Source organism: Acinetobacter sp. ANC 5414 (assembly GCF_013004295.1).
Taxonomy (GTDB): Bacteria; Pseudomonadota; Gammaproteobacteria; order Pseudomonadales; family Moraxellaceae; genus Acinetobacter.
On record NZ_JABERM010000033.1, the window covers coordinates 159,372 to 183,370 of the forward strand.

General features: G+C 42.4%; 35 protein-coding genes and 2 pseudogenes. 35 read left to right on the plus strand and 2 right to left on the minus strand.

Features of this window, described 5'->3' with window-relative positions; translation table 11 throughout:
- Window positions 1–145 precede the first annotated feature (145 nt).
- The 30 genes and pseudogenes from HLH18_RS15075 to HLH18_RS15220 all read left to right on the plus strand — a co-directional run bounded on the left by HLH18_RS15075 (window position 146) and on the right by HLH18_RS15220 (window position 16,387).
- Entirely contained in the window at window positions 146–883 is a 738-nt protein-coding gene (locus HLH18_RS15075) for a type 1 glutamine amidotransferase (RefSeq protein ID WP_171547474.1), read from the plus strand.
- A gap of 258 nt (window positions 884–1,141) precedes the next feature.
- Window positions 1,142–1,453, plus strand: coding sequence for a 30S ribosomal protein S10 (rpsJ, locus tag HLH18_RS15080; RefSeq protein ID WP_000070912.1), 312 nt, complete (start codon window positions 1,142–1,144; stop codon window positions 1,451–1,453).
- A gap of 60 nt (window positions 1,454–1,513) precedes the next feature.
- Window positions 1,514–2,152 (plus strand): 50S ribosomal protein L3, encoded by a 639-nt coding sequence (gene rplC, locus HLH18_RS15085; RefSeq protein WP_131291435.1) that lies wholly within the window; start codon window positions 1,514–1,516, stop codon window positions 2,150–2,152.
- 11 nt (window positions 2,153–2,163) lie between these two features.
- Complete coding sequence (gene rplD / locus HLH18_RS15090) at window positions 2,164–2,766, plus strand: 50S ribosomal protein L4 (protein WP_131291433.1); 603 nt, start codon at window positions 2,164–2,166, stop codon at window positions 2,764–2,766.
- A complete protein-coding gene (gene rplW / locus HLH18_RS15095) occupies window positions 2,763–3,083 on the plus strand; it encodes a 50S ribosomal protein L23 (RefSeq protein WP_171547475.1) in 321 nt (106 codons plus the stop codon). The genes rplD and rplW overlap by 4 nt, the downstream gene beginning before the upstream one ends.
- Before the next feature lie 11 nt (window positions 3,084–3,094).
- Complete coding sequence (rplB, locus tag HLH18_RS15100; protein ID WP_131291429.1) at window positions 3,095–3,919, plus strand: 50S ribosomal protein L2; 825 nt, start codon at window positions 3,095–3,097, stop codon at window positions 3,917–3,919.
- 19 nt (window positions 3,920–3,938) lie between these two features.
- Complete coding sequence (gene rpsS, locus HLH18_RS15105; protein ID WP_004281508.1) at window positions 3,939–4,214, plus strand: 30S ribosomal protein S19; 276 nt, start codon at window positions 3,939–3,941, stop codon at window positions 4,212–4,214.
- A 9-nt stretch (window positions 4,215–4,223) separates the two neighbouring features.
- Entirely contained in the window at window positions 4,224–4,553 is a 330-nt protein-coding gene (gene rplV / locus HLH18_RS15110; protein WP_131291426.1) for a 50S ribosomal protein L22, read from the plus strand.
- 1 nt (window position 4,554) lies between these two features.
- Window positions 4,555–5,371, plus strand: a pseudogene (gene rpsC, locus HLH18_RS15115) (30S ribosomal protein S3).
- A complete protein-coding gene (rplP, locus tag HLH18_RS15120) occupies window positions 5,311–5,724 on the plus strand; it encodes a 50S ribosomal protein L16 (RefSeq protein WP_067726649.1) in 414 nt (137 codons plus the stop codon). Before rpsC ends, rplP begins: the two are co-directional and overlap by 61 nt.
- Entirely contained in the window at window positions 5,724–5,921 is a 198-nt protein-coding gene (rpmC, locus tag HLH18_RS15125; RefSeq protein WP_005012982.1) for a 50S ribosomal protein L29, read from the plus strand. The genes rplP and rpmC overlap by 1 nt, the downstream gene beginning before the upstream one ends.
- Window positions 5,918–6,175 (plus strand): 30S ribosomal protein S17, encoded by a 258-nt coding sequence (gene rpsQ / locus HLH18_RS15130; protein ID WP_067726647.1) that lies wholly within the window; start codon window positions 5,918–5,920, stop codon window positions 6,173–6,175. The genes rpmC and rpsQ overlap by 4 nt, the downstream gene beginning before the upstream one ends.
- Window positions 6,176–6,267: 92 nt before the next feature.
- Entirely contained in the window at window positions 6,268–6,636 is a 369-nt protein-coding gene (gene rplN / locus HLH18_RS15135; protein ID WP_004650480.1) for a 50S ribosomal protein L14, read from the plus strand.
- 9 nt (window positions 6,637–6,645) lie between these two features.
- Window positions 6,646–6,963, plus strand: coding sequence for a 50S ribosomal protein L24 (gene rplX, locus HLH18_RS15140; protein ID WP_131291422.1), 318 nt, complete (start codon window positions 6,646–6,648; stop codon window positions 6,961–6,963).
- A 16-nt stretch (window positions 6,964–6,979) separates the two neighbouring features.
- Window positions 6,980–7,516: a 50S ribosomal protein L5 gene (rplE, locus tag HLH18_RS15145; RefSeq protein ID WP_067726643.1), complete on the plus strand. Its 537-nt coding sequence runs from the start codon at window positions 6,980–6,982 to the stop codon at window positions 7,514–7,516.
- A gap of 9 nt (window positions 7,517–7,525) precedes the next feature.
- The gene (gene rpsN, locus HLH18_RS15150; protein ID WP_067726641.1) at window positions 7,526–7,831 is read left to right on the plus strand and encodes a 30S ribosomal protein S14; all 306 of its coding nucleotides are present in this window, start codon (window positions 7,526–7,528) and stop codon (window positions 7,829–7,831) included.
- Between the two features lie 12 nt (window positions 7,832–7,843).
- Window positions 7,844–8,239 (plus strand): 30S ribosomal protein S8, encoded by a 396-nt coding sequence (gene rpsH / locus HLH18_RS15155; RefSeq protein WP_067726639.1) that lies wholly within the window; start codon window positions 7,844–7,846, stop codon window positions 8,237–8,239.
- Between the two features lie 13 nt (window positions 8,240–8,252).
- On the plus strand, window positions 8,253–8,786 hold the full coding sequence (rplF, locus tag HLH18_RS15160) for a 50S ribosomal protein L6 (protein ID WP_067726637.1): 534 nt from the start codon (window positions 8,253–8,255) through the stop codon (window positions 8,784–8,786).
- 14 nt (window positions 8,787–8,800) lie between these two features.
- On the plus strand, window positions 8,801–9,151 hold the full coding sequence (rplR, locus tag HLH18_RS15165) for a 50S ribosomal protein L18 (protein ID WP_004281497.1): 351 nt from the start codon (window positions 8,801–8,803) through the stop codon (window positions 9,149–9,151).
- Window positions 9,152–9,153: 2 nt separating this feature from the next.
- Entirely contained in the window at window positions 9,154–9,651 is a 498-nt protein-coding gene (gene rpsE / locus HLH18_RS15170) for a 30S ribosomal protein S5 (RefSeq protein WP_067726635.1), read from the plus strand.
- 6 nt (window positions 9,652–9,657) lie between these two features.
- Window positions 9,658–9,834: a 50S ribosomal protein L30 gene (gene rpmD / locus HLH18_RS15175; RefSeq protein WP_067726633.1), complete on the plus strand. Its 177-nt coding sequence runs from the start codon at window positions 9,658–9,660 to the stop codon at window positions 9,832–9,834.
- A 3-nt stretch (window positions 9,835–9,837) separates the two neighbouring features.
- On the plus strand, window positions 9,838–10,278 hold the full coding sequence (rplO, locus tag HLH18_RS15180; RefSeq protein WP_067726631.1) for a 50S ribosomal protein L15: 441 nt from the start codon (window positions 9,838–9,840) through the stop codon (window positions 10,276–10,278).
- A gap of 45 nt (window positions 10,279–10,323) precedes the next feature.
- Window positions 10,324–11,643 carry a preprotein translocase subunit SecY gene (gene secY / locus HLH18_RS15185; RefSeq protein WP_171547511.1) on the plus strand — a complete coding sequence of 440 codons (1,320 nt, stop codon included), beginning with the start codon at window positions 10,324–10,326 and terminating at the stop codon, window positions 11,641–11,643.
- Window positions 11,644–11,662: 19 nt separating this feature from the next.
- On the plus strand, window positions 11,663–11,779 hold the full coding sequence (gene rpmJ, locus HLH18_RS15190) for a 50S ribosomal protein L36 (protein WP_000867907.1): 117 nt from the start codon (window positions 11,663–11,665) through the stop codon (window positions 11,777–11,779).
- Window positions 11,780–11,885: 106 nt separating this feature from the next.
- A complete protein-coding gene (gene rpsM / locus HLH18_RS15195) occupies window positions 11,886–12,242 on the plus strand; it encodes a 30S ribosomal protein S13 (RefSeq protein ID WP_067726626.1) in 357 nt (118 codons plus the stop codon).
- Window positions 12,243–12,261: 19 nt separating this feature from the next.
- Window positions 12,262–12,648, plus strand: coding sequence for a 30S ribosomal protein S11 (gene rpsK, locus HLH18_RS15200; protein WP_001040166.1), 387 nt, complete (start codon window positions 12,262–12,264; stop codon window positions 12,646–12,648).
- Between the two features lie 12 nt (window positions 12,649–12,660).
- Window positions 12,661–13,284 (plus strand): 30S ribosomal protein S4, encoded by a 624-nt coding sequence (rpsD, locus tag HLH18_RS15205; RefSeq protein WP_067726624.1) that lies wholly within the window; start codon window positions 12,661–12,663, stop codon window positions 13,282–13,284.
- Between the two features lie 18 nt (window positions 13,285–13,302).
- Window positions 13,303–14,310 (plus strand): DNA-directed RNA polymerase subunit alpha, encoded by a 1,008-nt coding sequence (locus HLH18_RS15210; RefSeq protein WP_004650465.1) that lies wholly within the window; start codon window positions 13,303–13,305, stop codon window positions 14,308–14,310.
- An 18-nt stretch (window positions 14,311–14,328) separates the two neighbouring features.
- Window positions 14,329–14,694: a 50S ribosomal protein L17 gene (gene rplQ, locus HLH18_RS15215; protein ID WP_067726622.1), complete on the plus strand. Its 366-nt coding sequence runs from the start codon at window positions 14,329–14,331 to the stop codon at window positions 14,692–14,694.
- Window positions 14,695–14,896: 202 nt separating this feature from the next.
- Window positions 14,897–16,387, plus strand: a complete 1,491-nt coding sequence (locus tag HLH18_RS15220) for a flavin-containing monooxygenase (protein ID WP_171547476.1) — start codon at window positions 14,897–14,899, stop codon at window positions 16,385–16,387.
- A gap of 48 nt (window positions 16,388–16,435) precedes the next feature.
- Here HLH18_RS15220 and HLH18_RS15225 read toward each other — a convergent pair.
- A pseudogene (locus tag HLH18_RS15225) lies at window positions 16,436–17,598 on the minus strand (acyl-CoA dehydrogenase family protein).
- A 187-nt stretch (window positions 17,599–17,785) separates the two neighbouring features.
- Between HLH18_RS15225 and HLH18_RS15230 the strand changes: the two are divergent.
- The 5 genes from HLH18_RS15230 (at window position 17,786) to HLH18_RS15250 (ending at window position 23,033) form a co-directional block, all read left to right on the plus strand.
- Window positions 17,786–18,043, plus strand: a complete 258-nt coding sequence (locus tag HLH18_RS15230) for an FAD assembly factor SdhE (protein WP_131290841.1) — start codon at window positions 17,786–17,788, stop codon at window positions 18,041–18,043.
- On the plus strand, window positions 18,036–18,422 hold the full coding sequence (locus tag HLH18_RS15235) for a hypothetical protein (protein WP_171547477.1): 387 nt from the start codon (window positions 18,036–18,038) through the stop codon (window positions 18,420–18,422). The genes HLH18_RS15230 and HLH18_RS15235 overlap by 8 nt, the downstream gene beginning before the upstream one ends.
- 517 nt (window positions 18,423–18,939) lie before the next feature.
- The gene (locus tag HLH18_RS15240) at window positions 18,940–19,992 is read left to right on the plus strand and encodes a hypothetical protein (protein WP_171547478.1); all 1,053 of its coding nucleotides are present in this window, start codon (window positions 18,940–18,942) and stop codon (window positions 19,990–19,992) included.
- A gap of 87 nt (window positions 19,993–20,079) precedes the next feature.
- Window positions 20,080–20,649, plus strand: coding sequence for a rhombosortase (gene rrtA / locus HLH18_RS15245; protein WP_171547479.1), 570 nt, complete (start codon window positions 20,080–20,082; stop codon window positions 20,647–20,649).
- A 185-nt stretch (window positions 20,650–20,834) separates the two neighbouring features.
- A complete protein-coding gene (locus HLH18_RS15250; RefSeq protein WP_171547480.1) occupies window positions 20,835–23,033 on the plus strand; it encodes a TRAP transporter large permease subunit in 2,199 nt (732 codons plus the stop codon).
- Window positions 23,034–23,093: 60 nt separating this feature from the next.
- On the opposite strand, the gene HLH18_RS15255 is transcribed toward HLH18_RS15250, so the two are convergent.
- Window positions 23,094–23,969 (minus strand): DMT family transporter, encoded by an 876-nt coding sequence (locus HLH18_RS15255; RefSeq protein ID WP_171547481.1) that lies wholly within the window; start codon window positions 23,967–23,969, stop codon window positions 23,094–23,096.
- Window positions 23,970–23,999 lie beyond the last annotated feature (30 nt).

Consider the following 23,999-nt stretch of genomic DNA (forward strand, 5'->3'; position numbering starts at 1 on the left):
GTCGTATCAAAATTAGCCTTAGCTTAAGAGAAACTCGCAGATTAGGCTATATAAATGCCTAAATGTATAGAAACGTTAATCTGCACATAAAGTTGGCTTCATTTTTGCTAAACCTATAACAGAACACAACAATAGGTAGGAGCGCATGAAGTCGCATTTAAAAGTACATTATTTTCAGCATATTGCTGGTGAAGGGTTCGGCAGTTGTTATGCATTTTTAAAACAGCACCATGCTAAAATTAGTGCAACGGAGTTTTTTGCATTACCTGTAGATCGTCCTTTGGATATTGAAGCTTTACCTCATGTGGAAGATGTTGATTTGCTCATTATTATGGGTGGACCGATGAGTGTGAACGATGAAGCAAATTTCCCCTGGTTAAAGGTAGAAAAACGCTGGTTGCGACGTTATTTGTCAATGGGTAAGCCTGCAATCGGTTTGTGTTTGGGTGGGCAACTCATCGCTAATGCATTGGGTGCAGCAGTTCGCCGTAATGAAAAACAAGAACGCGGCTGGACAGGGGTGCGCAAAGTTAATCATGTGCCTGAAGAGTGTTTTGAATTACCTGATCAATTTAATGTGATGCAATGGCATAGCGAAACCTTTGAAATTCCGAAAGGAGCGATTCATTTGGCGGAAAATGATGTTTGTCGAAACCAAATGTATCAAATCGGAAAAAATGTCTTGGGATTCCAGTTTCATCCAGAAATCACCCCAGAGGTGTTAAAGCTATTTTTGGAAAATGATGAAGAGCTGGTAAATTTTTCAGGAGAATATGTGCAATCTGAACAACAATTAAAAAAGTCGCCAAAAAGCAATTTTATTCAAGGAAATCAAATATTAAACCAAGCGATAGAGTACGTTTTACAAAAAACCGCAAGTTGATTTATTTTTAAACAATGTTACAAATTTAAGATGTGAGAAATATACTAAAAAGTTGAAAAGGGATTTGCTTAAGTGTTAAACAATAGCTATAATGAGCGGCCTTTTAGTAAAAGGGTTAACTACGAATAAAGTAGTTAATATCGTGACAGTCGTGGCATCGATCATGACCTTAGTGATTTTCACTGCCTTTGACACTTACCAATAGGGTGAGATGCGTCAGAGGTGATTCTTTATATTTTTGGCTTGGAGTTTACTGGTATGTCTAACCAGAGAATCCGTATCCGTTTGAAGTCTTTTGATCATCGTCTGATTGATCAATCTGCTCAAGAGATCGTAGAAACAGCAAAACGTACTGGCGCACAAGTTTGTGGTCCAATTCCGATGCCTACACGCATCGAACGTTTTAACGTTCTAACTTCACCGCACGTTAATAAAGACGCGCGTGACCAGTATGAAATCCGCACTTACAAGCGTTTGATCGATATCGTTCAACCAACAGACAAAACTGTTGATGCATTGATGAAATTAGATCTTGCAGCTGGTGTTGATGTTCAGATCGCATTGGGTTAAGGCTTTCGGGTTAATTAACACTCTAAGTTAATTAAGCCGCTTTTTTAGAGGTTTATGCACATGGCTATTGGTTTAGTCGGTCGCAAGTGCGGTATGACACGTATCTTTACAGATGCTGGTGTTTCTGTACCTGTTACAGTGATTGAGGTTGATCCTAACCGCATCACTCAAATCAAAACGCTTGAAACTGATGGTTATCAAGCGATTCAAATCACTACTGGTGAGCGTCGCGAATCTCGCGTAACTAATCCTCAGAAAGGTCACTTCGCTAAAGCGGGTGTTGCTGCTGGTCGTTTAGTTAAAGAATTCCGCGCTACAGAAGCTGATCTTGAAGGTCGTGAAGTTGGTGGTACGCTTACCGTTGAATTGTTCACAGTGGGTCAAATTGTTGACGTAACTGGTCAGTCTAAAGGTAAAGGTTTCCAAGGTGGTGTTAAACGTTGGAACTTCCGTACGCAAGACGCTACTCACGGTAACTCACTATCTCACCGTGTTTTAGGTTCTACTGGTCAAAACCAGACTCCTGGTCGCGTATTCAAAGGCAAAAAAATGGCTGGCCATTTAGGTGCTGAACGCGTAACTACACAGGGTCTTGAGATTGTATCTATTGACACAGAGCGTTCAGTTCTTGTTGTTAAAGGTGCGGTTCCTGGTGCTACTGGTGGCGACGTAATCGTTCGCCCTACGATCAAGGCCTGAGGGGAAATATTGTGAATTTAAATACTGTTTCCGGCTCTGCTGTTGAATTATCTGAAGTTGCTTTCGGACGTGAGTTTAACGAAGCTCTTGTACACCAAGTTGTTACAGCTTACTTAGCTGGTGGTCGTCAAGGTTCTAAAGCTCAAAAATCACGTGGCGATGTATCTGGCGGTGGTAAAAAACCTTTCCGTCAAAAAGGTACTGGCCGTGCGCGTGCTGGTTCTATTCGTAGCCCAATCTGGGTTGGTGGTGGTAAAACTTTTGCCGCTCGTCCACAAGATTGGTCTCAAAAAGTTAACCGTAAAATGTACCGCGGTGCTATGCAATGCATCTTAGCTGAACTTGTTCGTCAAGATCGCTTGGTATTGGTTGAAGAGTTTGCTGTTGCTGCTCCTAAAACTAAAGAATTGCTTGCTAAACTTAACGACTTAAATGCTGTTCGCGCATTAATCGTTACGGATGCTGTAGATGAGAATCTATATCTTGCTGCACGTAACCTTCCACATGTAGATGTGGTTGATGCTGCTGCAATTGATCCTGTTAGCTTGATCGCGTTCGACAAAGTTGTTATGTCTGTAGCTGCTGCTAAGAAAATTGAGGTAGAACTCGGATGAACAACGAACGTATCTATCAAGTCCTACAAGGACCTGTATTCTCAGAAAAAGCACAAGTTCTAGGTGAAGCTGCTGGTGTTCAAGTTTTTAAAGTTGCGTTAAACGCAAACAAACTTGAAATCAAAAAAGCAGTGGAACAACTCTTTGGTGTTCAAGTTGTTAAAGTTAACACAACGATCACTAAAGGTAAGACTAAACGCTTTGGTAAAACATTAGGACGTCGTTCTGATGTTAAAAAAGCATACGTCACCCTGAAAGCTGGCCAAGATGTTGAAATGGCTGACTTGGGCGATACCGCTGAAAGCGCAGCGGAATAAGGACGAGAATTATGCCTATTCAAAAATGTAAGCCAACGTCACCAGGACGTCGCTTTGTAGAGAAAGTCGTTCACGACCATCTTCACAAAGGCGCGCCTTATGCTCCGTTGGTTGAAGCTAAAAAACGTACTGGTGGTCGTAACAATAACGGTCACATTACGACTCGTCACGTTGGTGGCGGTCATAAACAGCACTACCGTTTAGTTGACTTTAAACGTAACAAAGACGGTATCCCTGCTACTGTAGAGCGTATCGAATACGATCCTAACCGTACTGCACACATTGCTTTAGTTTTGTATGCTGATGGTGAACGTCGTTATATCATCGCTCCTAAAGGTTTGCGTGCTGGTGATAAAGTACAATCTGGTAACGATGCTCCAATTCGTCCAGGTAACTGCTTACCACTTCGTAACATGCCTATCGGTTCTACTCTTCACAACATCGAACTTAAAATCGGTAAAGGCGCGCAATTAGCTCGTTCAGCTGGTACTTCTGTTCAGTTGTTGGGTCGTGACGGTTCTTACGCAATTGTTCGTCTACGTTCTGGCGAAATGCGTAAAATTCACGTTGAATGCCGTGCTGTACTTGGTGAAGTTTCTAACCAAGAAAGCAACCTACGTTCACTCGGTAAAGCGGGTGCTTCACGCTGGCGTGGCGTTCGTCCTACCGTACGTGGTATGGCTATGAACCCAGTTGACCATCCACATGGTGGTGGTGAAGGGCGTAATAAAGGTATTCAACCTGTAAGCCCATGGGGTCAAAAAGCTAAAGGGTACAAAACACGTACCAACAAGCGTACGACTAAGATGATTATTCGCGACCGTCGCGTTAAGTAACAAGTAAAGGAATCTGACAATGCCTCGTTCTCTGAAAAAAGGCCCATTCGTCGATGCGCACTTGTTCGCTAAGGTTGAAGCGGCTATCGCGGCTAATAACCGTAAGCCGATCAAAACTTGGTCGCGTCGTTCGATGATACTCCCAGATTTTGTTGGTTTAACAATTTCTGTTCATAATGGTCGTAACCATGTTCCGGTAATTGTATCTGAACATATGGTTGGTCATAAACTCGGTGAATTCGCGCCAACTCGTACCTATCGTGGTCACGGTGTTGACAAGAAATCTAAACGTTAAGGTGCTATGATGGAAGTTACTGCTAAATTACGCGGTGCCGCTATCTCGGCACAAAAAGCACGTTTGGTTGCAGATTTGATTCGTGGCAAGTCTATTGCTCACGCTTTAAACATCTTAAACTTCAGCAACAAAAAAGCTGCAGTTTTAGTGAAAAAAGCGTTGGAATCTGCAATTGCAAATGCTGAACATAATAACAGTTTAGATGTAGACGACCTTAAAGTTGCTACGATTTACGTTGATGAAGGCACTAGCCTTAAACGTATTTTGCCACGTGCTAAAGGCCGTGCAGATCGTATCACTAAGCGTACTTGTCACATCACCGTTAAGGTAGGGGTTTGATATGGGTCAGAAGGTTCATCCAATCGGTATCCGCCTAGGTGTTGTGAAACGTCATAACGCTAACTGGTATGCGAGTCCGAAACAATACGCTGAATATTTGCTTAAAGATCTTCAAGTTCGTGAGTTTTTGAACAAAAAACTTAAAAACGCGATGGTTAGCAAAATTCTTATCGAACGTCCTACAGGTGCTGCTAAAATTACAATTAGCACTGCTCGTCCAGGTATCGTTATCGGTAAAAAAGGCGAAGACATTGAGAAATTACAACGCGAATTAACATCTATTATGGGTGTTCCTGCGCAAGTAAGCATCAACGAAATCGATCGCCCAGATTTAGACGCTCGTTTAGTTGCTGAAGCAATCGCTTCTCAATTAGAAAAACGTGTAATGTTCCGTCGTGCTATGAAGCGTGCGGTTCAAAACTCTATGCGTGCTGGTGCTAAAGGTATCAAAGTTGAAGTTTCTGGTCGTTTAGGTGGTGCAGAGATTGCCCGTACTGAATGGTATCGTGAAGGTCGTGTACCTTTGCATACACTTCGTGCTGACATCGACTACTCATCTGTACGTGCTGAAACTACTTACGGTACGATTGGTGTTAAAGTTTGGGTATTCCGTGGCGAGATCTTAGGTGGCATGAAACAAGTCATGAACCCTGCTCCTGCTGAAGAACGTCCAGCTAAACGCGGTCGCGGTCGTGGTGAAGGTCAAGAGCGTCGTGGTCGTCGCAATGATCGTTCTGCTGAAAAAGGAGAATAATCCATGTTGCAACCTAAACGTACTAAGTTCCGTAAGGTACAAAAAGGCCGTAACACTGGTCTAGCGCATCGTGGTAGCACTGTATCTTTCGGTACTATCGCACTTAAATCTCTCGAGCGTGGTCAAATGACTGCTCGTCAAATTGAAGCTGCGCGTCGTACAATTAGCCGTCGTGTAAAACGTGGTGGTAAGATCTTTATCCGTGTTTTCCCAGACAAACCAATTACTGAAAAACCATTAGAAGTTCGTATGGGTAAAGGTAAAGGTTCTGTGGAATACTGGGTTTGCCAAATCAAACCAGGTAAGATCTTGTACGAAATGGATGGTGTTAGCGAAGAATTGGCACGTGAAGCGTTTACGCTTGCAGCTGCTAAGCTTCCGTTTAAAACCACTATCGTTACTAAGACGGTGATGTAATGAAAACTAATGATCTACGTGAAAAATCGGTAGAAGAGTTGACAGCTTTGCTTGATGAGCAACAGCTTAACCAATTCCGTCTTCGTATGGCTAAGGCAACTGGTCAATTGGGTAAATCGCATGAAGTTGCGCTTACTCGTAAGACTATTGCTCGTATTAAGACACTCCTTACCGAAAAACAGGGGAACGGACAATGAGTGAACAAACAGTTCGCACGTTAACCGGCAAGGTCGTAAGCGACAAAATGGACAAGTCTATTGTTGTGCTTATTGAACGCCGCGTTCAACACCCGTTGTATGGCAAATCAATCCGCCGTTCAACTAAATTACACGCTCATGATGAGAACAATGTTGCTAAAACTGGCGACTTGGTAACCATTAAAGAAAGCCGCCCAATTTCTAAAACTAAAGCTTGGGCTTTAGTGGAAGTTATTGAAGCTGCTGCTGAGTAATTAGACGTTCTTGTTGCATCATCGGTTAATTTCGAGTACTCTTTGAGCCTTTCGAAATTGTAACCGGTGATGCTCGGTTTTGGAGTAGGGCAATGATTCAAACCGAAAGTATGCTCGACGTAGCAGACAACAGTGGTGCTCGCCGCGTACAATGTATTAAAGTACTTGGTGGTTCACACCGTCGTTATGCTTCTGTTGGCGATATTATTAAAGTTACTGTAAAAGAAGCTATTCCTCGCGGTCGTGTTAAAAAAGGCGACGTGATGAATGCTGTAGTTGTACGTACGAAATTCGGTGTACGTCGTCCGGATGGTTCTATCATCCGTTTTGATGACAATGCTGCTGTGATTTTGAACAACAACAAAGCGCCGATTGCAACTCGTATTTTCGGACCAGTGACTCGTGAACTTCGTACTGAACAGTTCATGAAAATCATTTCATTGGCTCCTGAAGTTCTATAAGAGGCACTCATGGCTAAGATTAAAAAAGGCGATCAAATTATTGTGATCGCAGGTAAAGAAAAAGGCAAACAGGGAACTGTTCTGTCTGTTTCAAATGACCGTGTTAAGGTTGAAGGCCTTAACTTGGTTAAGAAGCATCAAAAGCCGAACCGAGCTACTGGCGCTGAAGGCAGCATCGTAACTCAGGAAGCTACGCTTCATATCTCAAACGTGGCAGTTTTTAATGCTACAACCCAAAAGGCTGACCGTGTTGGTTACCAAGTGATTGATGGCGTGAAAACTCGCGTATTCAAATCAAATGGTGAATCAGTGGCGGTAGCGAAGTAATAGGTTGATATAGGCCATGGCCAGACTTAAAACACGTTACAACGAAGAACTTAAAGCTCAATTGTTAGAAACATTGGGCGTTAAGAATGTGATGGAAATTCCTCGCATTACAAAAATCACCATCAACATGGGTGTTGGTGCTGCATCAGCTGACAAGAAATTGTTAGACGGCGCTCTTTCTGATATGCAAGCAATTGCTGGTCAAAAACCAGTACTTACTTTAGCTCGCAAATCTATCGCTGGTTTTAAAATCCGTGATGGTTGGCCGATTGGTTGTAAAGTTACTTTACGCGGCGAACGTATGTACGAATTCTTAGACCGTTTGATCTCTATTGCGATCCCTCGTATCCGTGACTTCCGTGGTTTTTCTGCGAAATCATTTGACGGTCGTGGGAACTACTCAATGGGTTTGAAGGAACAGATCATGTTCCCTGAAATCGATTTTGATAAGATTGATCGTATTCGTGGTATGGATATTACCGTTACTACGACTGCTCGCACCGATGACGAAGGCCGTGCGCTATTGCGTGCATTCGGCTTCCCGTTTAAATAAGAGGTCGATATGGCTAAGAAAGGTATGATTAATCGCGAATTGAAACGCGAAAAAACTGTTGCTAAATTTGCTGCAAAACGTGCTGAATTAAAAGCTACGATTGCAAACGTAAATGCAACAGAAGAAGAACGTTTCGAAGCGATGATGAAATTTCAGGCATTACCACGTAATGCGTCTCCAGTACGTCTTCGTAACCGTTGTGGTTTAACTGGTCGTCCTCATGGTTACTTCCGTAAGTTCGGCTTAAGCCGTAACAAATTACGTGAAACTGTCATGCAAGGTGATGTACCGGGCATGGTTAAGGCAAGCTGGTAAGGAGCGACTATAATGAGTATGCAAGATACCGTTGCCGACATGCTAACCCGTGTTCGTAACGCACAAATGGCTAAGAAACAAACTGTTTCTATGCCTAACTCTAAGTTGAAGGTTGCTATTGCTAACGTTCTTCAACAAGAGGGTTACATTTCTAACGTAGAAGTTGCTGATGCTGAAGGCAAAGCAACTTTAACAATTACGTTAAAATATTTTGAAGGCAAACCAGTTATCGAAACTGTGAAACGCGTAAGCCGTCCAGGTCTACGTCAGTATCGCGGTAAAGATGCACTTCCGAGCGTTAAGCAAGGTTTAGGTATTGCAATTGTTTCTACAAGCAAAGGCATCATGACTGATCGCGCAGCACGTTCTGCTGGTATCGGTGGTGAAGTTATTGCTTTTGTTTCTTAATAGGTGAATCCTCATGTCTCGTGTGGCTAAAGCCCCAGTAACTGTGCCTAACGGTGTTACAGTTACTCAGAACGGCCGGCAGGTCGAAGTGAAAGGCAGTAAAGGTACATTGTCTTTCAACCTGCATGCGCTGGTCGAGCTAAAACAGGAAGAAGGTCAGCTTCATATTGCTCCAGTTAAAGAATCTAAGGATTCTTGGATGCAAGCTGGTACTGCTCGCGCTGTTCTTAACAACCTTGTTAAAGGTGTTAGTGAAGGCTTCGAACGTAAGTTACAACTAATCGGTGTTGGTTATAAAGCTGCGGTTAAAGGTGATGTTGTTCATCTTAACCTGGGTTATTCACACCCTATCGATTATAAACTTCCTGAAGGTGTAACTGCTGAAACTCCAACTGCTACTGAAATCATTTTGAAATCAGCAAGCAAACATATGTTGGGTCAAGTAGCTGCAGATATCCGTTCATATCGTGAACCAGAGCCTTATAAAGGTAAAGGTGTTCGTTATTCGGATGAAGTTGTTCTTCGTAAAGAAGCTAAGAAGAAATAAGGCGCGAGGTTCTTATGAACGAAAAGAAACAATCCCGTTTGCGTCGTGCGAAAAGCACACGCTTGCACATTCGTGCATTGGGTGCGACTCGCTTGTGTGTAAACCGCACTCCGCGTCACATCTATGCTCAAGTTATTTCAGCAGATGGTGGCAAAGTTTTAGCGCAAGCTTCAACTTTAGATGCTACTTTACGTGCTGGCACAACTGGTAATGTTGAAGCAGCTCAAAAAGTAGGTGCTTTAATCGCAGAACGTGCTAAAGCAGCTGGTGTAACTAAAGTTGCATTTGACCGTTCTGGTTTTAAATATCATGGTCGTATCAAAGCCTTGGCTGATGCTGCTCGTGAAAACGGCTTGGAGTTCTAATCATGGCTAAAGTTGAACAAAACGAAGGTCTTGTTGAAAAGCTGGTTGCCGTTGATCGTGTAGCCAAAGTTGTTAAGGGTGGTCGTATCTTCTCTTTCACAGCATTAACTGTTGTGGGTGATGGTAATGGTCGCGTAGGTTTTGGTCGTGGTAAAGCACGTGAAGTTCCAGCTGCTATTTCTAAAGCACTTGAAGCTGCACGTCGCAACATGATTACTGTTGATCTTGTTAACGGTACTGTACAACACCCTATTAATGCTCGTCACGGTGCAAGCCGCGTTTACATGCAACCTGCTTCTGAAGGTACTGGTGTAATTGCTGGTGGTGCTATGCGTGCAGTTCTAGAAGCTGTTGGCGTACATAACGTATTGACAAAATGCTATGGTTCTACAAATGCTGCTAACGTAGTTAACGCAACTTTCAAAGGTTTGCGTGACATGACTTCTCCTGAGAAAGTCGCTGCGAAACGTGGTCTTTCAGTAGCACAAATTCAAGGGTAATCAATCATGAAAACGATTAAAGTTACCCAGACTAAATCTTCATCGCATCGCTTGAAAAATCACAAGCTTAGCCTTCAAGGTTTAGGTCTGCGTCGTATTGGTCATACTGTAGAAGTTGTTGATACTCCTTCTAACCGCGGTATGATCAACCAAGTCTACTATATGGTTAGTGTAGAGGAATAAGCCATGACTCTGCGTTTAAATACTATTGCACCTGCAGAAGGTGCTAAACGTGACAACCTTCGTCTAGGCCGTGGTATCGGTTCTGGCGTTGGTAAGACCGGTGGCCGTGGTGTCAAAGGTCAAAACTCACGTAAGAGCGGTGGTACACGTCCAGGATTTGAAGGTGGTCAAACTGCATTATATCGTCGTTTGCCTAAATTCGGTTTTACTAGCCAACTCGCTCTAAAAACTGCTGAAGTACGTTTATCAGAGCTTGCTAAAGTTGAAGGTGATATTGTTTCACTTGAAACTTTAAAAGCAGCGAATGTTGTTCGTAGAGATATGACTCGTGCTCGTATCGTACTTTCTGGTGATATTACTCGTGCATTCACTATTCAAGGTGTTGCATTGACTAAAGGCGCTAAAGCTGCTGTTGAAGCTGCTGGCGGCAAAGTCGAGGAGTAATCGCTAGTGTCTATGTCTCCTAGTTCTTCGGGTCATGTTAACATGATGAAAGGGCAGCCGTTTCATGTGAAATATCGTGAAATTATTCGCCGAATGATGTTCCTTATTGGTGCATTAATGGTCTTTCGACTAGGAGCACATATTCCAGTACCAGGCATTAATAATGCCGCACTTGAAAATCTTTTTAATGCAAACCAGGGTACTATCCTTGGTTTGTTTAACATGTTTTCAGGTGGTGCATTAGAGCGGATGTCAATTCTTGCTCTTGGGATCATGCCTTACATTTCTGCCTCAATTATTGTGCAGTTAATGTCAACGGTTGTTCCTTCGCTGGAAGCTTTAAAGAAAGAAGGCGAGCAAGGTAAGCGTAAGATTAATCAATATACGCGACAAGGTACATTGTTGCTTGCACTTGTGCAGTCGGTAGGGATGTGTGCAGGACTTATTAGTCAAGGGATTACTTTGACTGGAGGTCTGGCTTTTTACATTCCAGCCGTGACTTCACTGGTTGCTGGTACTATGTTCTTGATGTGGTTGGGTGAGCAAATTACTGAACGCGGAGTCGGGAATGGTATATCCATGATCATCTTTGCGGGTATTGTTGCTGGATTGCCGAATTTAATTATGCAATCTTTATCATCGGTAGATAATGGTCAAACCAGTCTTATCGGCTTGGCAATCTTTGGCTTGTTATCTGTAGGTGTGTTGGCAGCGATTGTGTTTATTGAAAAAGCACAACGTCGCATACCAGTCAATTACGCCCAAAAACAACAAGGTCGTCGTGTATTTACTGCACAGCAGACACATTTGCCATTAAAAATTAATATGGCGGGTGTGATCCCAGCAATTTTTGCAAGTTCATTGCTTTTGTTCCCCGCGAGCTTGGGGCAATGGGTGGGTAGTGCTGATCCTAGTGCAGGAATTATCAAACGTGGCCTGCAAGATTTGGCGCTCGTGTTGTCGCCTGGACAGCCGTTGTATTTGGTGCTCTTTGGTGCGTTAATTATCTTTTTCTGTTACTTCTATACTGCGCTAGTATTTAGCCCTAAAGAAGTGTCGGAAAACTTGAAACGCAGCGGAGCTTATGTGCCTGGTATTCGTCCAGGTGAGCAAACTGCTCGTTACTTAGATCATATTCTCAATCGTTTGACCTTTATTGGCGCGATTTATATCACAGTGATTTGTTTAATGCCGATGGTGTTACAGAGCTCATTTGGTATTCCATTCTCTTTGGGTGGTACCTCTTTGCTGATCGTTGTGGTAGTCGTGATGGACTTTATGGCTCAGCTACAAGCACATCTCACCTCGCATCAATACGATAATCAAACGTTAATGAGAAAAACGACTGCTCATCCTAAGGGATAAGCGCACTTGAGGTTTCATCATGAAAGTACAAGCTTCTGTAAAAAAAATTTGTGGTAGCTGTAAAGTTATCCGTCGTAATGGGGTTATCCGCGTGATTTGTAGCGCTGAACCTCGTCATAAACAGCGTCAAGGTTAATCTAATCAAGACCTGTTGATTTCAGTAGGTGAATTGGGTTAATATCCGCCCCTCAAGGTTTTTGTCGGGCGGTTGATTATCTCTACTGCCTTTTTGGAGAAAGTGAATGGCTCGTATTGCCGGTGTAAACATTCCGGATAACAAGCATGCTGTTATCTCCCTCACGTATATCTTTGGTATCGGTCGCCACACTGCTAAGAGCATCTTAGCTGCTGTAGGTATTCCAACTACTACTAAGATCCGTGAATTGGATGATGCTCAGCTTGATGCGATTCGTGCAGAAATTACTAAGGTTCCGACCGAAGGTGATTTACGTCGCGAAATTTCCATGAACATTAAACGTTTAATGGATTTAGGCTGCTACCGTGGTCTTCGTCATCGTCGCAGCTTGCCTGTCCGTGGACAACGCACCAAAACTAACGCACGTACCCGTAAAGGTCCGCGCAAACCTATTAAGAAATAAGATTTCTGGAAGCTAAAAGATGGCTAAAGATACTCGCACACGCAAGAAGGTCACCCGTACCGTCTCTGAAGGTGTTGCACACATTCACGCTTCTTTTAATAACACCATTGTGACTATTACCGATCGTCAAGGTAATGCACTGGCTTGGGCCACTTCAGGTGGACAAGGCTTCCGTGGATCACGTAAATCAACTCCGTTCGCTGCTCAGGTAGCTGCTGAAGTTGCTGGTAAAGCTGCTTTAGACTACGGTTTGAAAAACTTGGACGTCCTTGTAAAAGGTCCTGGTCCTGGTCGTGAATCTGCGGTTCGTGCTTTAGGTGCAGTGGGTTATAAAATTAACAGCATTACCGATGTGACGCCAATCCCGCACAACGGTTGTCGTCCACCTAAAAAACGTCGCGTGTAAGGAGAAACATTCATGGCTCGTTATATTGGTCCAAAATGCAAACTCTCTCGCCGCGAAGGGACAGACCTGCAACTTAAATCAGGCGTTAAACCGTTTGACGTTAAGACAAAAAAACATGCGAAAGCTCCTGGCCAACATGGTCAAAGCCGCGCAAAACAATCTGAGTACTCACTACAATTACGTGAAAAACAAAAAGTACGTCGTACGTATGGTGTTTTAGAACGTCAATTTAGTAATTACTATAAAGAAGCTGCTCGTGTTAAAGGCGCAACAGGTGAAAACTTGTTGAAATTGCTAGAAAGCCGTCTTGATAACGTTGTTTATCGCATGGGTTTTGGTTCTACACGTGCAGAAGCTCGTCAGCTTGTATCTCACCGTTCAATCACTTTAAATGGTCGTCGCGTTAACATCGCTTCAATCCAAGTTAAAGCGGGTGACGTGGTTGCAGTTCACGAAGGTGCTAAACAACAATTGCGTATTAAAGGCGCAATCGAGTTAGCTACTCAACGTGGTATTCCTTCTTGGATGGAAGTTGACCATTCTAAATTGGAAGGTACGTTTAAAGCTGCACCGGATCGTTCTGATTTACCTGCTGAAATCAACGAAAGCTTGATTGTAGAATTGTATTCTAAATAATCCCTTGAGGTAGCAATAATGACGCGTACTGCAAATGAGTTTCTAACTCCGCAAGCGATCAAGGTCGAAGCGGCTAGCGGGACCTCGGCAAAAGTGATTCTAGAACCATTAGAGCGTGGCTTTGGTCATACTCTTGGTAATGCTTTACGTCGTATCCTTCTTTCTTCTTTACCTGGCGCTGCTGTGGTTGAAGTTGAAATAGAAGGGGTTGAGCACGAGTACAGTACCTTGGAAGGCTTGCAGCAGGACATCGTCGAGCTCTTGCTGAACCTAAAAGGATTGTCGATTAAGCTGTTCGATCAAAACGAAGCATACTTGACATTAGAAAAACAAGGTCCTGGCGACGTAACTGCCGCTGATCTTCGTTTACCTCATAATGTTGAAGTGGTAAACCCTGAGCATTTGATCGGCACGTTAAGTGCTTCAGGCTCATTAAAAATGCGCCTGAAAGTTTCTCAAGGTCGCGGTTATGAGACTTCTGACTCACGTTTCCCAGAAGGCGAAACTCGCCCAGTGGGTCGTTTACAGTTAGATGCTTCTTATAGCCCAATCAAGCGCGTTTCTTACACAGTTGAAAATGCTCGTGTAGAACAACGTACTGACCTTGATAAATTGATCATTGACCTTGAAACCAACGGTACAGTTGATCCAGAAGAAGCAATCCGCAAAGCGGCAACAATCTTGCAACAACAAATTGCAATTTTTGTTGATCTTCAGAAAGATCAAGCTCCTGTTGCTCAAGAGCCTCGCGAAGAAGTGGATCCAATCTTGCTTCGTCCAGTAGATGATCTAGAGCTTACTGTTCGTTCTGCTAACTGTTTGAAAGCAGAAAATATTTACTACATCGGTGATTTGGTTCAACGTACTGAAGTTGAGTTGTTAAAAACTCCTAACTTAGGTAAAAAATCGTTAACTGAAATCAAAGATGTTCTGGCATCGAAAGGCTTGCAATTGGGCATGCGTTTAGAGAACTGGCCACCGGCTAGCCTCCGCATGGACGATCGCTTTGCTTATCGTAGCCGTTAATTAAGTAGGACTATCACCATGCGTCATCGTAATAGTGGTGTGAAATTAGGCCGTACAAGCAGTCATCGTAAAGCGATGTTCCAAAACATGGCTAATTCTTTGTTCGAACATGAGTTAATTAAAACTACTGTTCCTAAAGCAAAAGAATTACGTCGTGTTGCTGAGCCTTTAATCACTTTAGCTAAAGTCGATTCTGTAGCAAACCGTCGTTTAGCGTTTGCTCGTACTCGTTCAGCTGCAACTGTAGGTAAATTATTTACAGTTCTTGGCCCTCGTTACAAAGAACGTAACGGCGGCTATCTACGTGTTCTTAAAGCGGGCTTCCGTGCAGGTGATGCTGCACCGATGGCTTACGTTGAGCTAGTAGATCGCGAAGTTAAATAATTTCGCAAAAAGAACTTCAGTTGTTCGAAAAAGGCCGGTGTTTCACCGGTCTTTTTTATGCCTGATTGTTTTGTATTGTCAGACAATTTTAGATTTTGTCCTGAACTGATATATTTTTTGTCAGATTTATTGAAACTTGACATTGTGTATTGTCAAATTTATGGTTTAATAAAAGAAAGTTCAACAAGGTTATAAAAAGAACATGGAAAAGCACATTGATATTTTGATTGTGGGCGCAGGTATTTCCGGTATTGGTCTTGCTGCACATCTTTCAAAAAACTGTCCACAACGTCAATTCGATATTATTGAACGTCGTGAAAGTTTTGGTGGAACTTGGGATTTATTTAAATACCCCGGGATTCGTTCAGACTCAGACATGTCGACCTTTGGCTTTAATTTTAAGCCTTGGCAGAAAGCCAATGTCCTCGCAGATGGGGCATCCATTAAAGGCTATTTATCTGAAGTTGTTGATGAATATCAATTAAAAAATAAAATTCATTTTAAGCATCGTGTGCTATCCGCTAATTATGATTCTTCAATCCGTAAGTGGATGATACAAATTGAAGATGCAAATCAAAAACAACAGACCTGGATTGCCAATTTTATATTGGGTTGCACCGGCTATTACAACTATGACCAGGGCTTCCAGCCAGATTTCCCAAATCAAGCCGCATTTAAAGGTCAGTTCATTCACCCACAACATTGGCCAGAAAATTTCGACTATACCGGTAAGAAAATTGTGATTGTTGGCAGTGGTGCAACTGCCATCACACTGGTGCCTGCAATGGCAAAAGGTGGCGCAGCGCATGTCACCATGCTACAACGCTCACCGACCTATATTGCTTCGGTTCCTTCAATTGATTTTGTCTATGGCAAAATGCGCAAAGTACTCCCTGAAGATTTAGCTTATAAGCTAACGCGTGCACGTAACATTGGCATGCAACGTGGTATTTATGCACTTGCGCAAAAGCAGCCGAAATTGCTGCGTAAGCTGTTACTCAAATCAATTGAGATGCAGCTTAAAGGTAAAGTGGATATGAAACACTTTACGCCAAGCTATAACCCTTGGGATCAACGTCTTTGTGTAGTACCTGATGGTGATTTATTCAAGATTTTACGCTCAGGCAAGGCGAGTGTAGAAACGGATCAAATTGAGAAATTTACTGAAACAGGTATTCAGCTTAAATCCGGTCAACATTTGGATGCCGATATTATTGTCTCTGCGACAGGTTTGCAGATTCAAATTCTAGGGGGTATCAAAGCCAGCATTGATGGGAAACCTATAGATACCTCTAAGCATATGTTGTATCAGGGGATTATGGTCAGTGATGTACCGAATATGGCGATGATTATTGGTTATATTAATGCATCCTGGACGCTTAAAGTTGATATTGCAGCTGATTATATTTGTCGTTTGATTAATTATATGGACAAGAACAGTTATGACCAAGTGATTGCCCAAGGTGATCAGACTGAATTGATGGAAGATACCGTGATGGGGAGTTTATCTTCAGGTTATATCGCACGTGCAGCGGATGTCATGCCGAAACAGGGTAAACATGCGCCTTGGAACGTGACCAATAATTATCTGGCTGATCGCAAAGTATTAAAAAATGCCAGATTTGATGATAATGTACTTAAATTTCAAAAGCACACAAGCGTAGATTCGCATAAGCCTAAATTAGTGTCTTAATTCAAACAGTAAATAAAAAAGGAGCCTAAAGCTCCTTTTTTATTTTATTTAGAGAGAACGAGAGATTAACTCTTTCATAATTTCATTGGTGCCTGCATAAATGCGATTTGCACGGTTATCGATATAGGCTCGTGCAATTGGATATTCCATCATGTAGCCATAGCCGCCATGCAGTTGCAGACATTCATCGACCACTTTAGAGAACATCTCTGAAATTTTGTACTTCGCAGCCGCAGCTGCATCAATTCCAAGTTTTTCTTCAAGCTGTAATTGCATGCAGCGGTCTAAATAAGCACGACAAAAATCAATTTCGGTACGCAATTCGGCAAGCTTAAAACGTGTATTTTGAAAAGCGCTGACCGGTTTGCCAAAGGCTTGACGCTGTTTGGTATATTGTACAGTATGCGCGAATGCTGCTTCTGCACCGGATTGACAGATAATGGCCGTTCCCAAGCCAGCTCTTTCATCAGCATCATAAACCCCATGCCTTGCATACCGAGCAAATTTTCTTTAGGTACCCGCACGTTATTGAAGAACAATTCACAGGTATCTTGTCCTTTCATGCCAATCTTGTTGAGTGGTTTTCCTTTGCTAAAACCTGCCAGATCCGCTTCAACAATGAGTAAGGATAAATTGGCAGAACCTTTATCACCACTGCCGGTTTTGCAGACCACAATGACCATATCGCATAAGTAGCCATTGGTGATAAAGATTTTTGAACCATTAATCACGTAATCGTCACCATCCAAAACTGCCGTGGTACGTACAGCTTGCAGGTCAGATCCTGTTCCAGGTTCGGTCATGGCAATGGCTGTAACGACTTTCCCGGTAGCCATTTTCGGTAACCATGTTAATTTCTGGTTTTCATTACCGAAATTATTGAGGTAATTAGCAACAATATCCGAGTGAAGAGAAAAGCCTGTGGAGGAATCCATGGCGTAGGCCTGTTCCTCAATCAGAATCATGCTGTAAAGGCGATCTACTCCCGAACCCCCATATTGTTCTGGCATGGTGGCGCAGAGCAGTCCCATGGCACCGGCTTTATTCCATAAATCACGGTCGACATGCTGTTGCTGTTCATATCTTTCAATATTGGGAACCACTTCTTTTTCATAAAACTTGCGCACAGTTTCACGAAAGGCAGCATGCTCTGCGGTGAATAGATTGCGCGGTAACATATTGGCTATGGGGCGGATCGCAGCTGATTGCATTTTTATTGTGTCCATTTTCAGAGTCATTGTGGTATAGAAAGTAAAAGATCCATCAACAAGCGACAATGTGCTGAATGCTCAAATATTTCGAGGAAATGATGAATTTGGTCAATTGCAGGAAATGGCTCGAAACATGCAGCACTGATAGGGTAAACTAGCAAAAATTTGCACACTATTGGGGAAGACTATGAGTGAAGAAATGAGCTTGGAAGAACGCAAAGTAATTTACCGTGCCCGTCGTGGTTTAAAAGAAATTGATGTGTACTTTGACCCCTATGTTAAGAATCATTATTTACAAGCCGATGCCGCTGAGAAAGAAACTTTTGCTGAATTGGTGGCACAAGAAGATCCAGATTTACTAGATTGGTTTATGGAAGTGTCTGAACCCCCACGTCCTGAAATGAAAGATCTGATTGTTAAGCTGAAACACTACGTACATGGTTAATCTGTCTTTTCAACTGAAACGCAGCCGCTTGGCCTTTGTGTTTCAGTTGATCATTTTTACACTGGTGATTGTCCTTTTGCAGCAACTCTTAGTGCCATGGCTATGGTTGCTTTGTGTGCTGCTGGGTGTGATGGCTTATGCCTATGGTTTAAAAGTACCGCAACCCATTTACTTTGAACATTTAGAAGCGCGAGAGTGGTCACTTTCAAGTGTCAAATCTGAACAGATTAAACGCGTTTCGATCAGTCATATTATTGACCATCAACTTTATATTGTGGTTTATTTCCAGCATTTTCAGGAAAAACCGTTGCTGATTTGGATTGATCAACTACAATTACAGCAGTGGAAAGCATTAAAGAAATTGGCGAAATTGATCTAATTGTTAGACAATTGTATATTTTAATTTATTATTAAAATATTAATAATCAAAAATATAAATATTTAAAACTCATCTTTGTAAGACAACTTTAATATAAAGTTGCAAAATATTCCAATTGTCAGACAATTTTTCCTGTTAATTATTTACGCTAAATGTACATTAAATTTACCAACAGCAAATGAGGAAATCATGATGGTGATTCCAACTTGGATGTTTCTGGTGGTAGCGATTGTTTTGGCAATTGTTATTGGACGACTAGGAACTGTGCTGAAGGAGCGATTTGCACAACATGAAAGCCCTTAGGCTTCGACCCCTTGATAAGTAGCATGTGCCGAACCGTCGCAATGCTACTTTTTTTTGCCCAAAAATTATAACTTCATTCAATCCAGTCAATTTTCCAAACTTTATTTCATGGCAAAGTAGCTGATCTGATTAGAGTAAATACTCTTTTATTCAGATTTCGCATCTGATATGTTTAGTTGCTATGGACATAAACACAATTATAGAGGACAGGAAAATGTCGAGAGTCCAAAAAATATGCCAGGGTATGGCAGTTGTTGCAGTTGCAAGTTCTTTATTATCAGGTTGTTCTCAAGTGGTTAAAACAGGGGCCAATGTCGCACTGGGTTTTAGTGAGAAACACATTGTACCGCCTATTTTAGCGATGGATGATGCTGATATGGCGTGTAATTCGGGGAATGCCTTAACTCCAGCCATTATGTCAACTAAGGATATGGGCGCAGATCCAACCCGTATTGCCGTTCTTTTATATGCTTCATCGGGTATTTGTGCTGAAAATCAGGCACTCGAATCAGAGTTGCGTTATTTACGTGCCTCTAAAGCGGGTCAAGTTTCAGAAGCGCAAGATGCCCGTATAGAACAAAAACGATGGGCAGCGATTGCAGCACAGCGTCAATATGCAGGTTACCAGCTGCTTGAAAATCGTTGGGCAGCAAAATATAACAAGAAACTGGGCGAAGGCTGTCCGAAAATGAAGAGTGACCTGGATCAAACCGTTTATTTGATGGGGATGATTAGTGGTTTGCAAGCCATGACCAATGACATTAATTCTGGCGGTGCAATCAATGTGCCAAAAGATATTGCGGCAGTGGTCGAACGTGGCATGACATGTTTGGACAATGCCAAATTCTGGGGTGCACCCAATGCAGCCCGTGCTGTGATTTGGACGCTATTGCCGGGTGCAGGTGATGGTAAACCTGATCCGTATCAAACCTTAAAAGAATCCGTGCAATTGGGTGAGCAAAAAGGGGTGCGCCTGTCACATGCCTTATATGCCGTTGCTGCGCAAGCCAGTGGTGATGATGCCAAAATTCGTGAGGCACTCAAAACATTTGCCGCTTCACGTACAGAAGAAAAACCTGTGAATCCCCAGTTTAAGCTGGTCGATAGCATGTCAAAAAATATGGTACAGAGTATTTCAGACCGTTATTGGACAGAACATACCGGTATTCGTACCAGCGATGAGGGGATGCAGCGCTTCTGGGATGATGAAGACAACACCGCAGAATTAGATGATTTATTTAGCGAAGAGGTCACGGCTCAATCCTAAGTTGAGTTCAGTTAAAAGAGGATTTTAATTGGCCTGAATGGATGATTTTAATCTTTGATAAGTCATTTTTAAACAGAGGGCATGTCAATGAAAGACCAATTTCTCACGCGAAAAATTGTTTTTATTGCAATAGTGGTGTCATTTTCGGCATGCCTTCAAGTTTTTTCAGATTCATTTATTTATTGGCAAGCAGGCTTTTTTAAAGAATTTTGGCGGATATGGACCGGGCATTGGGTACATGTAGGATGGATCCATTATGCGCTGAACATGCTGGCTTTTGCCTGTTTACCTTTCATTTTTCCCCGGGTAAAAGTTTGGCATTTTGTTGCTTTGCTGCTGTTACTTCCATTATTTATTAGTCTGTGTTTCTACTATTTCTTTCCTGATATTGAAGCCTATGCAGGGTTATCTGGAGTCTTGCACGGCGCTTATGTCACAGTTGCCTGCGTACATTTGCTGTATAAAAAAGAGCGAAATTTCGCAGCGTTTGTCTTGTTTCTTATTCTGGCCAAATTGATTTGGGAAAATACCATCGGCAGTGTAGGAACGGCTGAACTGATTGGCAGCCCGGTATTGGTTGAGTCACATTTATTAGGGGTAATTGGGGGAGTCATTATCGCAATGTTTTATATTTTATGGGATTATTTCTTTGAATAGTGATGAGATTGACATTTAAAACATAAAAGAAAATGCATATTGTCATTTTTATTCATACAAAATTGATGCAAATTTATTCATAACAATAAAGAGATTGAATAGAGAAAGGGTATTTTCTATTCAAAAAAGGAAAGTTGGTATTGCTGAACCCGTTGCAATGACCAAGATAAAAAATAGGAATGCACATGCAAAATGATGAAAATAATAGATCAGGATTAGGTCTGTTACGTTATATATGGACGGAGTGGATTTCGACTTTTGTCATTCTATTACTACTTTTGCTAACGCTCATCATCGGTACCGGTGAGATGATTCATGGTCAGTTGTTACGTATGGGAGAGCGTTTGTATGGCAATGAAGAAATTGGCATGCAATATTCCTTTTTACGTGCAGAGCCAACAACGCCCACTTGTGACCGTCATCCAGATGTAGATGCGCAAGTCCAGCAGCAAATGAAATCCAATGCCAATGATGAATTTGCCGATATTTTTGGTACCACATCGGAAGCAGACGTACGTGCTTCAGTATTGGCGGGGCAACAACAATGCGAAGAAAAGTACCAGTTCTATGACAAAGCCATGCAATATATGGATGAGCATTCAACAATTAGAGCTTACCGTACGCTTGAAACATCGTTCTTTGGTATTTTTAAATTTGGGACTGAAAACCGGGTCATCATTTTATTATTGATGGTTGTCGTTGCTGCGATTACTGCATCAGTGAAGTTTCATCATATTGGTTTGCGTGCTCCAACCACCAAACTGGATTATCGAGTCTATGCGCTGTTGATGATGCTCGGTAATGGTTTGCTGGCATCATCTGTGCTCAGTCAATATCATTCAATCATCAATTCAGGTGTGACCTCTACTTATGAAACATTGACTGTTTACTGGCTGTGGATTTTCCTGTTTATTACCCTGACCTTGATCAGTTTACTCCAGCTCATTAAGCCACCTGCAGCCAAACAGGAAGGCAGAGGTAATTTCGGCTTAGCTTTACTGAGTGTGCCTTTATATGCCTACATGGCATTACTGACCGGGATTGTCTTTACCTTTGTCATGGATTATCCAATGGGGCAAGGGATTTACCTCGGAATTCTGGTTGAATTCTCAGGCATCTTCTTAAACCTCGCACTGTTTATCTGGGCTGGGATGTTGCTGACCCAAACCCGTGTTATGGATTTATTCCTCGGGATTTTACGTCCGTGGAACCTTGCACCTGAAACGCTGACCTGGCTAATTTTGATTGCTGCTGCGATTCCAACCGCCTATACCGGTGCTTCAGGGATTTTCGTTGTTGCCGCAGGTGCGATCATTTATAAGGAAGTGTGGAACTCGGGTTCTCGTCGTCAATATGCTTTAGCTGTCTCTGCAATGTCAGGCTCACTAGGTGTGGTGATTCGTCCATGTCTATTGGTGATCTTGATCTCGATGCTGGATAGTCGTCATGTGACTTCTGACGAACTGTTTAATCATGGTCTCTATGTTTTCTGGCTGACTGCGTTTATTTTCCTTGGGGTATCGTTATATCTGGCTGAAACGCGTTTCCGTGTCAATTCACCGAAAATTGCGGTTCCCGGCATGTTGAAAGCCATTGTTCCGGTGATTCCTTATATCGTGATTACCATTATTGTGATTGCTTTATATAAATATGGTTTAGACACCAAAATGGATGAATTCACAGCACCTGTGATTCTGCCAATTATTTTGATTGCTTATATTATGTTTGATAAATGGTGGGGCGACCGTTTTGCGACACCACCAGATCGACATGCCGCTTTGGCCTTGGAACATGAAAAGCAATCGACCTTTATGCGCGAACATACGCCGCATCCGGGAGAAAAATCGCGAGGTTTTGGTCATTCACTGTGGTTTGCTTCGGCAGAAACCGTTGGACATATTGGTGCACTCATTATCTTAATGGCTTTGTCTGCAAGTGTGGGTGGTCTGATTGAACGTAGTGAAGTAGTGGAATTGTTGCCAACGCATTTGGGTAATATCTATATTTCACTGGCATTTATTGCTTTGTTACTGGCCATTATTGGCATGACTACAGACCCATTTGGTGCGGTGATTCTGGTTGCTGCAACCATTGCGCCAGTGGCCTATGAAAATGGTATCCATCCAATTCATTTCTGGATGATTGTACTGGTTGCATTTGAATTGGGTTATGTCACACCGCCAGTTGCCCTGAATCATCTCTTGACGCGAATGTCTGTGGGAGATGATGAGGTTCGAGCGGCCGATGCAGAAGCCAAAGTGAAATATACCAAGTTCTATTACCGTTATGAGCGCTGGCTATTACCAATTATGGTGCTGTTCCCATCATTGCTGATCGTGACCTATGCACCGTATATTTTTAGGTTGTTTGATTGGTATCAATAGTTTTAAGTGATAAGAAAAAAGCACCTTCGGGTGCTTTTTTTGATGGCAAGTTATTTTTGCTTATTGCGTTGAGCGTTTTTGTACTAAAGGGCTACATAGCACAATCGCTGTAAGAATCAGTGCAAAACCCATCAAACTATATTGATCCAGTGTTTCTTGCCAAAACATGAAACCCCAGATGCCGGCAAAGATAATTGCAATATAATTCACCGGTCCAATCTGCCCAGTAGGTGCAAGTTTATACGCATTCGACATGAATATTTGACTGATATTCGCCAGTAAACCTGCACAAATCAGGAAACCGAGTTCAGTCCATGAATAAGGACGCCACAGCCAAAACATCGGAATCATGGAAATAAGTGTGCCGATAAAGCAGAAATAAAACACGATTTTTTCAGGTGACTCGGTACTGGTCAGTGCTCGAACCGTGACAAATGCCATGGCAGCCAAGAAGCTTGCACCCAGTCCAATCACTGACATTTGATTAAACATACCGGCATCCGGCTTGGCGACAAATATCACACCGATTAAACCAATCGCTGCAGCAAGAAACATGGCGTTGGTGATTTTTTCTTTGAGGAATAGCCAGGCAATCAACGGAATAAAAATCGGGGACGAGTAGGTAAACACCATGGCATTGGACAGTTTTAAGTGAGCAATGGCATAGAAGAAGCCATACATCGCAATCAGCCCAATGACTGCACGCCAGCTATGCATCCAGATTTTTTCAGTCTTAAAAAATCCTGCCCCTTGCTTGAAAATGAGAGGAAGGAAAATGAATAATCCGACAGCATTTCGGAAAAAGACAATAGTGGGATTGTCGACCGTATGCGATGCATAACGAATACAGACACCCATCAGGGAAAACAGAAAAGCAGAGCAGGTGAGTAAAGCAAGTGCTTTAAATAAATTGTGATTGCTTGTAGCTATAGGCATGAAAAGAATCAGCTAGAACATTTGCTGATA